The sequence below is a fragment of the Methanothrix sp. genome (assembly GCF_016706325.1).
Taxonomy (GTDB): domain Archaea; phylum Halobacteriota; class Methanosarcinia; order Methanotrichales; family Methanotrichaceae; genus Methanothrix.
This window is the reverse complement of the sequence record NZ_JADJJX010000001.1, coordinates 129,929-142,413: the sequence shown is the minus strand read 5'-3', so window position 1 is coordinate 142,413 and position 12,485 is coordinate 129,929. Positions and strand designations below refer to the sequence as shown.

Here is a 12,485-nt window from a genome sequence, read left to right as displayed (position 1 = left end):
AGTCTATGAAGCGGAGTAGGGATTTAATTATATCTCAGATATTGTTTATTTGTACAAAGGGAGCGAACAAGACCAAGATAGTATACCAGGCGAACCTCAATTTCAGAACGGTTGACCCGTATCTCAAGCTCCTGACGGAGAAAGGGCTGATAAACGTCAAGAGAGAGCCTAATCTAATCTATCAGACCACTGAAAAGGGCGAAGAGCTGCTGGGGAGCCTTAAAGCAATTCAAAGAGAGATATATTAGGTAGCATTCGATATCTGATATCTCCGCCGTGCACTGATTTGCAGCGCAGTGCGAGCTGGCACGGGCAGCAAGTCAGTCTCTTAAGGCGACCATTCCACTCTCTGTGCTCGCTTCATAAAGTTTTAAAAATTTATCTGGAAGATATGCATTGCCCATGCCTCTTCCTTCAGAAATACTCCCCATCCTTTCTCTGGCAGAGGAATATATGGCGGGTAAGGCTCCTATGCACTCGATCGGTATGCCTCTGAACAATAATAAAACCGGCACCGACCAGCAGAGGCTCAATGGGGCCATCGGCCACGATAACCATTCTCCGGCCCGGTCTTATCACCCGGAACAGCTCAATCAGACTCTCCTTTAGGAGGCGCTCTTTGGATGAGGCCAGTATCCTGGCGGACCTCCCATAGGGCGTGTCCAGAACAGCAGCAGAAAGGCTGGCGTCCTTCAGAGGAAGTCGTTTGGCATCGCCCAAAAGCAGTGTGCAATTGAGATCTGCCAGATTGCATAAAGCTCCTTTCACCAGCCGTTTCTGCGCCTCGATTCCCAGGCCTTCTATGCCCATCAAGCAGGCCTCCACCAGAATTCCACAGGTTCCGGCGAATGGATCGAGGAGCCGCTCACCCTCTCGAACCCCGGTCAGATTTACCAGAGCGCGGGCCATGCGGGGCATAAGCACCCCCGGATGAAAGAAAGGCTTCAGATGAGGCCGGCGGGCCTCAAATGAGCCTCGATCCACCCTCGCGGCCTCCGTCCCCAGGACGATCTTCCCGCCGGTGATGATCGCCCTCAACTCCAGCTCCGGCCTCTTCAGGTCTGCCCGAAAGCCCCTCTGAAAGAGCACCCTTCCGATCTCGTGCTCCACAACATCCGCAGCGGGGGTGGCATTCCGGATTCTCTTTGCCCTGATGCGATAGCTTTTGTCCGGCAGGGAGAGGTGGGCAACAGATCTTGAAAGGGCCTTCAGATCGGCATCGCACACGGCCATGACCTCAATGATCCTATGGGTCATGGCCAGACGCCTTCCCATAGCCTGAACATCCAAGCCCTCGGCCTCAATGATCAAGCACTGCTCCAGATGGCACTGCTCGCGATAGCAGCCGGAGAAGACCTCTGCCAATGCCAAGGCCTCACATCTGGGCAGGGACTGGTGCTCTCCAGAGAGCTCGAAGGCATAGCTCTTCATTTTTTCATTTTTTTAGTCCAGGTAGGCGTTCACATCCCGGTAATTGAATCTCTCTGATGCCAGGACGTTCTCCAGGAAGTTGAAGATGGTCCTTCGAACATCATCAGAGAGCAATGGATACCAGGTCGGGCTGGCCACCACCACCGCCCGGAAGGCAAAAAACGGGGCGATCACCTCCAAGAGCTCATCGTCGCCGGTCTTCTCCAGGTAGTTCTCAAAGAATAGCTCGAAGAGATCCTTCAGGTCTCCAGTTAAGCGGAGGCTCTTTTGCACAGAATAGAATATGTAGTTCATAGCCAGAGCAGTGATATCATCCGCCGCTTCGCCCCACTCCCCCCGGCTGCGATCAAGGACGGTGAAATCGGTGCCCTCCCGGAACATGATATTCCAGGGATGGAAGTCGCCATGGACCATGGATAGGCGGTGGGCTTTGCTGCGCAGCCTCCAGCGCCATTCCACACAGATCTTCTCTATCTCCTGCAGCTCATCGGGATCAAGAAAAGAGGAGCTATCCGGGTAGTCGTCCAGGATGCCGAATATGCATTCTCCGTCCCCTACAGTCTCTCTGATCTTACGCTGATATAACGGCGGGCAGTCGTTCTTATTGGCATGGATCTGGACCAGGTAATCTGAGAGGGCGATGACCCTCTGATGATCCAGCTCCGTTGCCCCCCCCTCTTTGACCCTCTCCAGGTCGAAGAAGTACTCCTTTCCCTCGATCTTCTCCATGAGGAGAAAATACTCCCTGGCATCCCCGGCAGATACCAGCCTCCCATCCGGGGTGAAGTAGCCCACATCCACAGATCGGACGTGCTTGGGGAGGTGGGAGAACGTGGCGTTCTGCCAGATGAGTATCCTCGCCCGATCTGAGAAGTGGTCATGGCCGAAGCCGTGCTGCACCCGCATAGTGGAAAGGACACAGGATCCCCTACTCCCCGGCAGCTGATAGTCCACCATCAGTGGCGATCCATATCCAAATCCCTTCACATCCTCAGCTGTGGGTATGGTCTCCCCCAGCTTTCGTACCGATAGGATGGATAGTTCCTTACCGTAGAGGCTCTTGAGATAGGCCTCCAGATTCTCCCTCATTAGGTCCATTCTCGTTCCCCATCTTCTTCAGGTTCCCATCTGCCAGCTGCGCAGGTACTTCTCCTGCTCTGCTGTGAGCCTCTCTGTCTCCAGGCCCATGGAGGCGAGCTTGAGCTCAGCCACCCTCCTGTCTATCTCCACCGGCACCGGGTAGACAGACCTGGCCAGGCTCCTTCCGTGCTCCACGATATAACGCACTGAGAGCGCCTGGTTGGCAAAGGACATATCCATGACCTCTGGCGGGTGCCCGTAGGCTGCAGCCAGATTGATCAGCCGGCCCTCTGCCAGCAGATAGAGCCGTCGGCCGTCGTCGAGCTTATACTCTGTGACATTGTCTTGAACCTCGCTCTTCTCCTTGGCCATCCTCTCCAGGGCGGGGATGTCTATCTCCACATTGAAGTGGCCGCTGTTGGCTACTATCGCCTGGTCCTTCATGAGGGCGAAGTGCTCTTCTCTGATCACATTGATGTTGCCGGTCAGGGTGACGAAGAGGTCTCCCAGGGGTGCAGCCTGAGAGAGGGGCATCACTCTGTAGCCGTCCATTGCTGCCTCTAAAGCTTTGCGCGGCTCGATCTCAATGACGATGACATCTGCTCCCAGCCCCTGGGCCCGCATGGCAAATCCCCGTCCGCACCAGCCATATCCTGCCACCACCACAGTCTTGCCGGCGAAGAGGAAGTTTGTGGCCTGCATGATGCCGTGCAGAGTGCTCTGTCCTGTGCCATAGCGGTTGTCGAACATCATCTTGGTCTCAGCATCGTTGACTGCTATCACCGGGTAGAGCAGGGCGCCGTCCTCGGCCATGGCCCGCAGGCGGACGACACCGGTGGTAGTCTCCTCGCAGCCGCCAAACATCTGTGCTGCCAGCTCCGGATACTCCTTGTGGATTATGGCGATGGTGTCTGCGCCATCGTCCAGGCTGACATTGGGCTCCAGCTCCAAGGCCCGTTTAATGCATTCGTAGTACTCCTTCTCATCCTCCCCCCGGAAGGCATAGACGAAGAGGCCCCGGGCAGCCAGGGCGGCGGCCACATCATCCTGAGTGGAGAGGGGGTTGGAGCCGGTCACTGCCACCTCTGCCCCTCCAGCCACCAGGGTGGTGATCAGATTGGCTGTCTCCACAGTCACATGCAGACAGGCAACTATCCTTGCCCCCTTGAGAGGTTTTTCCCTCTCGAACTCCTCTTTTATCTTCTCCAGTACCGGCATATGCCTGCGGGCCCATTCGATGCGCTTCTCCCCTGCCCCTGCCAGCCTGGGATCCTTGATCACGCTCTCCTGCAAAATATCACCTTTTAAATTTCTTAGTCTAACTGGCGTGATTGATCGCTTTGTTGCTACTTAAACCCAACCCCGGCTTTTCCAGATGCTTCCAAATCCGCCCCGGCCATGGACCCTTCTCTTTTTTTAAATGCCTGGAATTCATCCACTCCTGCACAATGATTCCCTCCGCCGATCTCAGTACGCCAGCATATGATATTGCCCTGGAGAATAGAATCTCATTTTATGATTCCCTTTTTCCTTCTGCGTTCAGGAGGGGAGAAGTAAGCCTTTTGACCCTGGACAGGAAGATGTATGGGAAAGCCAGGGCTCAAGGATTTGTTAAGATGATCTGCGAGCGAGGAGGAATCCAATTGATAGAGAAGGAGAACCAAAAGGAGAATCAGAAAACAACACCAAAGGTGGAGAAGCTTGAAGAGCTGATAGCATATCAGAAGGGCTCTGTGGTCAGCCGGGAGATCATCCGCAAGAGCACAGGGACGGCCACCATCTTCGCCTTCGATCTTGGCCAGGGATTGAGCGAGCACACTGCTCCCTTTGATGCCCTGGTGCATATAATCGATGGCCAGGCGGAGATCACAATCTCCGGAAAGGCCTACAATCTGGCCCGGGGAGACTTCATCATCCTGCCCGCGGGCGAGCCTCATTCCCTCAAGGCAACCAGCAGATTCAAGATGCTGTTGGTTATGATTCGATCGTAATTTTGGATCATGATGGAAATAAGTCAAATATTGTAATGGGTAAATAATGCAGATAAGGTAATGAATTCAGATAAGGTAATGTGATGAGCCTCAAGATAACTCTCCTCGGCACAGGCGTCGGCATCCCCCAGCCGGGGCGTTCCCAGGCAGCAATACTGATAGAGAACGATCTGCCCCTCCTCCTCGATTGCGGTGCAGGCACCCTCCTGCGCCTGGATCAGGTGGGAGCTAGTCTGGAGGCGATCGACACTGTGCTGCTCAGCCATCTGCACCTGGATCATGTGCACGATCTTCTCGCCCTGGCCAATAGCCGCCATCTCTCAGGCCTATCCGGATTGAGGGTATTCGGCCCCGCAGGGACGAGAGAATGGCTCGATATCATCCACTCCGCCTATCCCAACCTGGAGGGGATGGAGTATAAGGTGCAGGAGCTCAAGGCCATGGACTCCCTATCCCTCAAGGGCTTTGATATCTTTGCCGAGGATGCTCAGCACAGCATCACCGCCCTGGCCTACCGGCTGGAGAAGGAGGAGAAGGTGGTCGTCTACTCGGGGGACACCGAGCCCTCGGCGAGGGTGGCAGCTCTCGCAGACGGCTCAGACCTGCTCATCCACGAGTGCTCATTTCCCGAGCCCTTCGATGTCAGCAACCATACCACCCCCATGAGACTGGGCAACATGCTCAGCAATTATGATCTGAAACGGGTAGTCCTCACCCATCTGTATCCCCAGACGGAGGGTCATGAGGATGAGATGGCCCAGCAGGTGATAGAGCTCGCTGGAGCCCCCACCATTGTGGGCTGGGATATGATGATCATAGAGATCTGATCGATCGGGCGAGATACCATGAAAATGAGCTTCAATAGCGATGGAGATGGATGATGAAGGAGATAGGCTGACAATGGAGATGGGATGATAAAGGCCTTGGCTGTCGATATTGACGGCACCCTGACCGATATGAATCGAGTTCTCTGCCCGGCATCTTTGCAGGCCATGAGAGGATTGAAGGTGCCGGTGATCTTGAGCACTGGCAACACCCATTGCTTCTCCAGGACAGTATCCATACTCCTCGGCACCCCCAGGATATTCATCGCCGAGAATGGTGGAGTTCTATCCTACTCTGATGGGGTGATGGAGGTCCTGGCCGATCAGAGGATCTGCGAGGCTGCTTTCCAGAGGCTCTCGGAGGAGTTTGCCCTGAAAAAGTACGAATCCTCCCGGCACAAGTACCGCTTCACTGATGTCATCGTGAAGAATGATTTCGATCTGCCGGCTTTGGTCAGGCGGGCAGAGGAGCTCGAGCTGGGGGTGGAAATCGTCGATTCCGCCTTTGCCGTGCACATCAAGGATCGAAGGGTGAACAAGGGAACTGGCCTGGCTAAAATAGCCCAACACATGAATCTGGATCCGGTTGAGTTTGCGGCCATTGGAGATAGCATGAGCGATCAGCCGATGTTCGCGCGGGCGGGCTTTCGGGCTTCTGTGGGAAATGCCAGCCCTGGTCTGAAGGAGATCTCAGATTATGTGGCCAAAAAGGATTTCGGCGAGGGCTTCGCCGAGATTGTGGATTATATGATCGGAGAGGGGCTGCTCCCGTAAGATCATCTTAGCGATCATCTTAGCGATCATCTCGGCCATCCTGGGGCGAGGAGGAGTCCTCTCCTGACTGCTCCATCCTGGCTAAAAGCTCTGCCCAGTGGCTCTCGCAGATGACCCACCATTCCAGGGTCTCCCTGGCCAGGAGGCGGGCGGCGGGACAGAAGGCGTCCACCGCCAGGTTGTATGGCAGCTGGGCTAAGGGAGGATGGAGAGGATACTTGCGACAGGTTTGGGGCCGGATCTCATAGATCTTGCAGCCTCTCTTATTCTGATCGTAAAACGGGCAGGGCTGCTTGAGAATCCAGGCATCGATGGTTTTGTCATATCTAGAGAGGCTTTTGAGCCTCTTTCTCCCTATCTTGGATGCAATTCTATCGAAGTCCTCCCTCTCCAGGATCAAGCCGGCGCCGGGGGTATAGCAGCACAGTCCGCACTGCTGGCAGCGGAACCGCTCCCAGAAGAGCTTCACCCCCAGCTCAGAGCCCTCTCTCTCATCCCTGGCTGGCAGGGGAAGGGAGATATCAAAGGGCACCTTCTCTCCTAAAGCTATCTGGCGGAACTGCTCTTCCTTCTTGTGCACCGACCAGTGGGGCCGCTTCTGTAGAAGCTCTTTATGCCGCTCCTGTCTCTTCTCCTCGACACATGAGGATGAGCAGAGCTGATGACAGAGTCTGCGCACTTGAGCTATCCGATCCCTGGGCTCTCTCATCTCCAATCCTGCCCCCTTCTAATTTTCAGCTATTAATACCATTTATGCCATCGATACTGGGCACATCGACATCGATGCATCGATACCAGTACACTCCATGCTGCGCCGATACTTCGATAGCAGTGCATCGATGCCGGGTGCATGGACACTTTCGCCCCGCGCGGCTTGTCTTTATCTCTTTTCAGATGGTCGATCTTACCAGCTCTGTGATGATATTTCAGACTTAGGTGATATAGATGTCCAAAATATCCAAGAATTCAGAAATTTTCAAGCTTGCATCCCGCATTTCAGCAAATCAGGATGCCATTCGATCTGCCAATGAGGATCTGATCAAGCTCTCCCAGAGGTTTGGGAGGATGATGCCCCGGCTGCAGAAGCTGGAATCGAGCACCATCCTTCACTGGCTGGGGCTGTACAATAAGATCAAAGACGCTGCAAAGGGGGCTGAGGATGAGCTCTCAGATCTGCTGGGAAATGATCTCGCCACTGCCAACCGCGTCCTGCAGATGCAGATCAATTATTATCAGGCCCAAAGGCAGAGGCTCTACGCCAAGATGGAGGTGATGGACGATGTTCTAAATGGCATGATGGAGGACCTTCTGGAGAATGGGGAGTTCGAGGAGGGGCAAAAAGAGGAGATGCGGGTTGCTTTGGAGGATACCATGGAGAAGAGCCGCAGCCATGCTGATGTGGCACCGGTCCTGGCCTGAATATCTCAGGCCTGCTGATCGTTTTTTCCAAGAGCCATACGCATAGAGGGCAGACCAGGCTGATTGTGCTGCCGATGGAGTCGCCTTGCAGTTGGAGCTCTCCTGCGGTTGGAGTTGCCACAATGTTGGCATCACCCCCACGTTTGGATGAGACCCTCAGTGGAAGCAATGCCCGGATTCTCTTTCCCCGCCCAATGCTGAACGATCGGTCTTCAGCCGGGCAGACCCCGGATCTGGGCTGCAGCGGCCTTTTGCAGCTGCTTGGCCTGGAAGTGCATCCCAGCCATAGCGACCCCAATCAGGCTGTCTTGGAGGATAGCATGGCATATGTGACTACTTAATTCTTATCAGAAGATAGATCGCCAATTTTAAATATATAATAATTTTTGGATAGCCTATTCATTCTTAATATCGATTTTTATCTCTATTAAGATGCATCTGTACAGTATCCTGATCAGAATGAACATAATCGTCTATATCACTTCCCAAATCACATCAATAGAATGAGGTTGAAGTCAAATGAGACCGAAGAGAAGAACCAGTGATATAATCACATCTGAGATACTGAAGCTGTGCATGAATGGCGCATCCAAGACCCGCATTGTCTATCAGGCAAATTTGAATTCCGCCAGTGCAAAGCCTTATATTGAGCATTTGATAAACAATGGACTTGTAGAGAAGGTCCCGGTGGGCTCCAAGATCATATACAAGACCACTCCTAAGGGAGTTGAACTCACCAGAGTATTTAATCAGTTCCATAGCGAGATGAATAAGCTATTTTCATGTGTTTGAAATAGCATGGGACTGAGGTGGTCCCCTATCTCTCTCCATCTGATCCTTTGATTTCGATCATTGCATATGAGGCTTGTCAGATGGAATGCTGAGCCAATGGGCGGCAGCTTGAAGATCCCGCAGTCTGCATCTTTGTTGATCCGGAGGATGCTGGCCCCGCGGAGCTGGTGGAGCATCCGGAGAAGGGGAGGATATGTATTGAGGACTTTGCCGAGAGGTGCATTCTTGAAGCCGGCGAGAGATTCACTTCGAGATCGATGCCAGCCTGGTGGCAGAGGAGATAGCCTGCTCCCAGGAGTCGAAAGGAATACTGAAGATGAAAGGCAATAGCATAAAGTGGAAGACATAGCCTGAATTGATACACAGGAATCGACTGATTCCTGGCAAACATTTATCTCCTATCAACCGTTTTCCCCTCTAAATCCGGAATGTGACCATTAGGTCGAACCGGCCAAGGTGAAGATAGATGAGATCTTTTTACAGCTATATCGGCGATGCCTGGTCCTCTCCTCGGGAGGGATACGTGGGCGCGCTGAGGCAGGGCAGGCTCAAGGCCTGGCGCCAGGAGAGCACAGTGCAGAAGATCGATAGGCCCACCAGACTGGACAGGGCGCGAGCACTCGGCTACAAGGCCAAGCAGGGCATAATCGTGGCGCGTGTCAAGGTAAGGCGGGGCGGCAGAAGAAAATCCCGTTATGAGAGAAACAGAATGACCAGCAAGATGGGAGTCAATACCCTCACCATGGCCAAGTCCATTCAGAGGATCGCTGAGGAGCGGGCAGGAAGAAGGTACCGCAACATGGAGGTTCTGAACTCCTATTGGGTGGCGGAGGACGGCAAGCAGAAGTTCTACGAGGTCATATTGGTCGATCCCCATTCCACATCCATCAAGAGCGACAAGGATCTGTGCTGGGTGGCAGAGAATGTCCACCGGGGTAGAGCAGCACGGGGCAAGACCAGCGCCGGCCGCAAGGGCAGGGGCCAAAGGCACAAGGGCATTGGAACCGAGAAGACCAGGCCCAGCATCAGAGCCCATGGTGGCAGAGGAAAGTGAGAGAGGCTGCAGACCGGCAAGTGAGAGGCATTGATCGATAAGATCTCCATCCGGGCCTTTGTGGCTGCTACAGAGGACGAGGAGCGCGTGCGCGAAGCGCTGAGCATCTTCGTCCCCCTGAACAGTATATCCTCAGATACCGCTTTGGGCCACTTCGGAAATGAGATAAAGATACTTGAGGCCTGCCTGAGAAGGAAGGAGGCACAGGCCTTCTTTCAAATTTTGCGTGAGCAGCTTCCCGCAGAGGACTGCTCTCGTCTTCATCATGAGATACCAGACCGTCTGGAGGGGAAGAGCCACTTCCATCTCCGTCTGGACAAACAGGCTGCCTACAGGGGCCTCTTCCGCCTGACGGACTCGAGGGACTCTCTGGATGTGTGTGCCCTGGTCAAGACCTACCCCTCCAATCGCGATCTGGCCATCAAGATCCTAAGTGAACTCATATGAGCTTTTATGAGTGCCTCAGGGCCTATCCCGAGGGATCATCATCTGCTAGCCGCATGGCATTGAAAGCGAAGAGCCTGGGCTACCGGGGAATTGTGATATGCAATGCAGAGCCTCGCCGCCTCTTCCGGCCAGAGGCCGCAGAGAGGGTAAGAGGGATTCAGGTGGTCATCGGAACGGAGGTGATGGCAGAGGAGACCAGATCCTTCCGTAGCCGGATTGCATCTTTGCGAGCGAGATACCCCCTCCTCCTGGTCAGGGCACAAACAGAGGAGATGGTGCGCCGAACGGCTGAGGATCCCAATGTCGATATACTGATCCCCCCCAGCAACAGCCGCAGGCCTCTGAGCATAGCCGCCGCCCGCTCCGCTCAGCTAAACCAGGTGGCAATAGGATTTGATCTGAGGCCTTTCTTCTCTCTATCTGGGCGGCATCGCTCCCGTTGGCTGGAGGGCGTGGGGCGGAACTTGCTTATGGCAAGAAAGTTCGATCTGAGCCTCATGCTGACTGCCGGGGCCCGCTCCCACCTGGACCTCCGCCCTCCCCGTGATATCATCGCCTTGGCGGAGGTGATGGGCTTTGAGCACCAGGAGGCCTGTCGGGCCCTATCTCTGGTCGGAAGGCTTCTGGACCTCAACCGCCGATGCTGGCCCAGCCCAGGGGTGGAGCTGCTTTGAGAAGCAGGCTGCCCGTCCTCAGAATGAGGAGGAGGTATATGATATTTGATCTGGAGGCTGAAGGGGAGATTGAGGGCCAGGATCTGATGAGAGAGATCCAGATCAGCCAGCGCTCCCTCTTTGGCGAGACCGGCAGCGCAGAGAACAGACTCCAGTTGATCTCCTTTGATGGCCGGCGAGGCATACTGCGTTTTCATCACAGGCGCGCGAGGCAGACCAGGGCCACTTTGGCCTCAATTCGTTCCATTCAGGGAACCAGAACAGCTCTGCTGGTAAAAGGGGTCTCGGGAACGATCAAATCGGCCACAGAAAAGTATTTACCACCTCTAAGTAAGAATAACAGCGATCGCGACAGAAGAAGAATCGAGCTGAAAGAAGTTTCAGGGTGCATTGTTCGCACCCACGGCCTGCAGGTCGATCTCTGTCCAGATGACAGCGAATGGGCCAAAGGATCAGATACCAGATACCTGGGACTGACCTCTTTTGATTTATGTGGAGGACACGAGGATGCAGATGGCACCACAGATGGGTTATGATAGGGCTATCACTGTATTCAGCCCTGACGGCAGACTATTTCAAGTTGAATATGCCCGCGAGGCAGTCCGTAGAGGAACTACGGCAGTAGGCATCAAGGTTAAGGATGGCGTGGCTGTGCTGGTGGACAAGAGGATCACCAGCCGGCTGATGGAACCCAAATCGATCGAGAAGATCTTTCAGATAGACAACCACATCGGCGCAGCCACATCGGGCCTGGTCGCTGATGCCAGGGTGCTGATAGACCGGGCCAGGATAGAAAGCCAGATCAATCGCCTGGTTTATGATGAGCCGATAGGAGTTGAAGCCCTGGCCAAGAAGATCTGCGACTTCAAGCAGCAGTACACTCAGTATGGCGGCGTGCGCCCCTTCGGAACTGCTCTGCTCATCATCGGAGCAGAAGAGGATCGGGCCCGCCTCTTTGAGACCGACCCCTCCGGCGCTCTGCTGGAGTACAAGGCCACCGGCATCGGGGCAGGCAGAGCAGCGGTGATGGAGGTATTCGAGGAGAAGTACAGAGAGGGCCTGACACTGGATGAGGCAATTCTGCTGGGCCTGGAGGCCCTCCATAGAGCAGCTGAGGGCAAGGTGGAGGCTGCAACCACAGAGATCGGCATCATCAAGCTCTCTGATAAGCTATTCTATAAGCTGACAGAAAAAGAGGTCAGCGAGTATGTGGATCGCATGAAAGCAACAGTCGCTTCCAATAAGGTCGAATCAGGCAAGGGTGAAGAAGGAGAGGCATAAGGATGGTCAGACTGGATGACGCCGTTCCTGCCAGGCTGAAGGCCCACGGAACCACCTTCGAGGTTTTAGTGGACCCGGATGGCGCTCTTGCCCTGAAGAGGGGGGACAGCGTCAACCTGGAGGATATCCTGGCAGTGGAGGATGTCTTCGAGAACGCCTCCCGGGGGGATAGAAGCCCGGAAGAAGATCTTCAGAAGGCCTTCGGGACCATCGATCCCCTCTCCATCGCTCCGGTCATCATCAAAAAGGGAGAGATCAGCCTTACTGCTGAGCAGAGGAAGAGGTTCTTGGAGAACAAGAGAAGGCGGGTCATAGAGGTCATCGCCAGAAATGCCATCAATCCCCAGACCAAGACGCCTCATCCACCCGGGCGGATCGATCAGGCCATGACTGAGGCCCGGGTCAATATCGATCCCACCAAATCCACAGATGAGCTGGTCAAGATGGTGATGAAGGCCATCCGCCCCCTCATCCCCATAAGGTTTGAGGAGGTGGAGGTGGCGGTCAAGGTCCCGCCGGAGTATGCCCCTAAGGCCTACGGCGAGATCTCCGCCTTCGGCAAGCTCACCCGGGAATCCTGGCAGAACAATGGCGCCTGGATCGGGGTGATCCAGATACCAGCAGGCATGCAGACGGAGTTTTACGACCTGGTCAACCGGCTGACCAAGGGCGAGGCTGAGACGAAGCTTCTTAAGCATTAAGGATGGAGTAAGAAGCG

Annotated in this window: 17 protein-coding genes; 13 read left to right on the top strand and 4 right to left on the bottom strand. The window is 54.6% G+C overall.

Annotated features, from left to right (window positions below; translation table 11 throughout):
* Positions 1-5: 5 nt before the first annotated feature.
* Positions 6-248 (top strand): winged helix-turn-helix domain-containing protein, encoded by a 243-nt coding sequence (locus IPI63_RS00690; protein ID WP_214065480.1) that lies wholly within the window; start codon positions 6-8, stop codon positions 246-248.
* A gap of 166 nt (positions 249-414) precedes the next feature.
* Here IPI63_RS00690 and IPI63_RS00685 read toward each other — a convergent pair whose 3' ends face one another.
* From IPI63_RS00685 to IPI63_RS00675, 3 genes are read right to left on the bottom strand one after another with little or no spacing between them, the layout of a single operon-like run.
* Positions 415-1,431, bottom strand: coding sequence for a THUMP domain-containing protein (locus IPI63_RS00685; protein WP_292476062.1), 1,017 nt, complete (start codon positions 1,429-1,431; stop codon positions 415-417).
* A 12-nt stretch (positions 1,432-1,443) separates the two neighbouring features.
* On the bottom strand, positions 1,444-2,529 hold the full coding sequence (locus IPI63_RS00680) for a phosphotransferase family protein (RefSeq protein WP_292476059.1): 1,086 nt from the start codon (positions 2,527-2,529) through the stop codon (positions 1,444-1,446).
* Positions 2,530-2,547: 18 nt separating this feature from the next.
* On the bottom strand, positions 2,548-3,792 hold the full coding sequence (locus tag IPI63_RS00675) for an adenosylhomocysteinase (protein ID WP_214080279.1): 1,245 nt from the start codon (positions 3,790-3,792) through the stop codon (positions 2,548-2,550).
* 335 nt (positions 3,793-4,127) lie between these two features.
* Here IPI63_RS00675 and IPI63_RS00670 point away from each other — a divergent pair, with 335 nt between their 5' ends.
* The 3 genes from IPI63_RS00670 (at position 4,128) to IPI63_RS00660 (ending at position 6,100) form a co-directional block, all read left to right on the top strand.
* Positions 4,128-4,502, top strand: coding sequence for a cupin domain-containing protein (locus IPI63_RS00670; RefSeq protein WP_366850829.1), 375 nt, complete (start codon positions 4,128-4,130; stop codon positions 4,500-4,502).
* A gap of 83 nt (positions 4,503-4,585) precedes the next feature.
* Entirely contained in the window at positions 4,586-5,329 is a 744-nt protein-coding gene (locus IPI63_RS00665; protein ID WP_292476057.1) for an MBL fold metallo-hydrolase, read from the top strand.
* Between the two features lie 84 nt (positions 5,330-5,413).
* Positions 5,414-6,100 (top strand): phosphoglycolate phosphatase, encoded by a 687-nt coding sequence (locus IPI63_RS00660; RefSeq protein ID WP_292476056.1) that lies wholly within the window; start codon positions 5,414-5,416, stop codon positions 6,098-6,100.
* Between the two features lie 19 nt (positions 6,101-6,119).
* On the opposite strand, the gene IPI63_RS00655 is transcribed toward IPI63_RS00660, so the two are convergent.
* The gene (locus tag IPI63_RS00655) at positions 6,120-6,809 is read right to left on the bottom strand and encodes a YkgJ family cysteine cluster protein (protein ID WP_214083680.1); all 690 of its coding nucleotides are present in this window, start codon (positions 6,807-6,809) and stop codon (positions 6,120-6,122) included.
* Between the two features lie 236 nt (positions 6,810-7,045).
* On the opposite strand from IPI63_RS00655, the gene IPI63_RS00650 reads away from it, so the two are divergent.
* From IPI63_RS00650 to IPI63_RS00610, 9 genes are all read left to right on the top strand, one after another.
* Complete coding sequence (locus IPI63_RS00650; protein ID WP_292476054.1) at positions 7,046-7,519, top strand: hypothetical protein; 474 nt, start codon at positions 7,046-7,048, stop codon at positions 7,517-7,519.
* Between the two features lie 122 nt (positions 7,520-7,641).
* Complete coding sequence (locus tag IPI63_RS00645) at positions 7,642-7,860, top strand: hypothetical protein (RefSeq protein ID WP_214064425.1); 219 nt, start codon at positions 7,642-7,644, stop codon at positions 7,858-7,860.
* A 178-nt stretch (positions 7,861-8,038) separates the two neighbouring features.
* Positions 8,039-8,311, top strand: coding sequence for a winged helix-turn-helix domain-containing protein (locus IPI63_RS00640; RefSeq protein ID WP_292476052.1), 273 nt, complete (start codon positions 8,039-8,041; stop codon positions 8,309-8,311).
* Between the two features lie 466 nt (positions 8,312-8,777).
* Positions 8,778-9,365 (top strand): 50S ribosomal protein L15e, encoded by a 588-nt coding sequence (locus IPI63_RS00635; protein WP_292476051.1) that lies wholly within the window; start codon positions 8,778-8,780, stop codon positions 9,363-9,365.
* A 30-nt stretch (positions 9,366-9,395) separates the two neighbouring features.
* Positions 9,396-9,812, top strand: a complete 417-nt coding sequence (locus IPI63_RS00630) for an RNA-binding domain-containing protein (RefSeq protein WP_214064977.1) — start codon at positions 9,396-9,398, stop codon at positions 9,810-9,812.
* Positions 9,809-10,486 carry an RNase P subunit p30 family protein gene (locus IPI63_RS00625; protein ID WP_292476049.1) on the top strand — a complete coding sequence of 226 codons (678 nt, stop codon included), beginning with the start codon at positions 9,809-9,811 and terminating at the stop codon, positions 10,484-10,486. Before IPI63_RS00630 ends, IPI63_RS00625 begins: the two co-directional genes overlap by 4 nt.
* Positions 10,487-10,524: 38 nt before the next feature.
* Positions 10,525-11,022, top strand: a complete 498-nt coding sequence (locus IPI63_RS00620) for an Rpp14/Pop5 family protein (protein WP_292476047.1) — start codon at positions 10,525-10,527, stop codon at positions 11,020-11,022.
* Entirely contained in the window at positions 10,994-11,767 is a 774-nt protein-coding gene (psmA, locus tag IPI63_RS00615) for an archaeal proteasome endopeptidase complex subunit alpha (RefSeq protein WP_214064974.1), read from the top strand. Before IPI63_RS00620 ends, psmA begins: the two co-directional genes overlap by 29 nt.
* Positions 11,768-11,769: 2 nt before the next feature.
* Positions 11,770-12,468, top strand: coding sequence for a ribosome assembly factor SBDS (locus IPI63_RS00610; protein ID WP_214064973.1), 699 nt, complete (start codon positions 11,770-11,772; stop codon positions 12,466-12,468).
* The last annotated feature ends 17 nt before the right edge of the window (positions 12,469-12,485 follow it).

Excerpts from the sequence above, each read along its gene's own strand:
- IPI63_RS00690 (WP_214065480.1), top strand. The coding sequence starts at position 6 with ATGAAGCGGAGTAGGGATTTAATTATATCTCAGATATTGTTTATTTGT.
- IPI63_RS00685 (WP_292476062.1), bottom strand. The coding sequence starts at position 1,431 with ATGAAGAGCTATGCCTTCGAGCTCTCTGGAGAGCACCAGTCCCTGCCC.
- IPI63_RS00680 (WP_292476059.1), bottom strand. The coding sequence starts at position 2,529 with ATGGACCTAATGAGGGAGAATCTGGAGGCCTATCTCAAGAGCCTCTAC.
- IPI63_RS00670 (WP_366850829.1), top strand. The coding sequence starts at position 4,128 with ATGATCTGCGAGCGAGGAGGAATCCAATTGATAGAGAAGGAGAACCAA.
- IPI63_RS00665 (WP_292476057.1), top strand. The coding sequence starts at position 4,586 with ATGAGCCTCAAGATAACTCTCCTCGGCACAGGCGTCGGCATCCCCCAG.
- IPI63_RS00660 (WP_292476056.1), top strand. The coding sequence starts at position 5,414 with ATGATAAAGGCCTTGGCTGTCGATATTGACGGCACCCTGACCGATATG.
- IPI63_RS00655 (WP_214083680.1), bottom strand. The coding sequence starts at position 6,809 with ATGAGAGAGCCCAGGGATCGGATAGCTCAAGTGCGCAGACTCTGTCAT.
- IPI63_RS00650 (WP_292476054.1), top strand. The coding sequence starts at position 7,046 with ATGTCCAAAATATCCAAGAATTCAGAAATTTTCAAGCTTGCATCCCGC.
- IPI63_RS00645 (WP_214064425.1), top strand. The coding sequence starts at position 7,642 with ATGTTGGCATCACCCCCACGTTTGGATGAGACCCTCAGTGGAAGCAAT.
- IPI63_RS00640 (WP_292476052.1), top strand. The coding sequence starts at position 8,039 with ATGAGACCGAAGAGAAGAACCAGTGATATAATCACATCTGAGATACTG.
- IPI63_RS00635 (WP_292476051.1), top strand. The coding sequence starts at position 8,778 with ATGAGATCTTTTTACAGCTATATCGGCGATGCCTGGTCCTCTCCTCGG.
- IPI63_RS00625 (WP_292476049.1), top strand. The coding sequence starts at position 9,809 with ATGAGCTTTTATGAGTGCCTCAGGGCCTATCCCGAGGGATCATCATCT.
- IPI63_RS00620 (WP_292476047.1), top strand. The coding sequence starts at position 10,525 with ATGATATTTGATCTGGAGGCTGAAGGGGAGATTGAGGGCCAGGATCTG.
- psmA (WP_214064974.1), top strand. The coding sequence starts at position 10,994 with ATGCAGATGGCACCACAGATGGGTTATGATAGGGCTATCACTGTATTC.
- IPI63_RS00610 (WP_214064973.1), top strand. The coding sequence starts at position 11,770 with ATGGTCAGACTGGATGACGCCGTTCCTGCCAGGCTGAAGGCCCACGGA.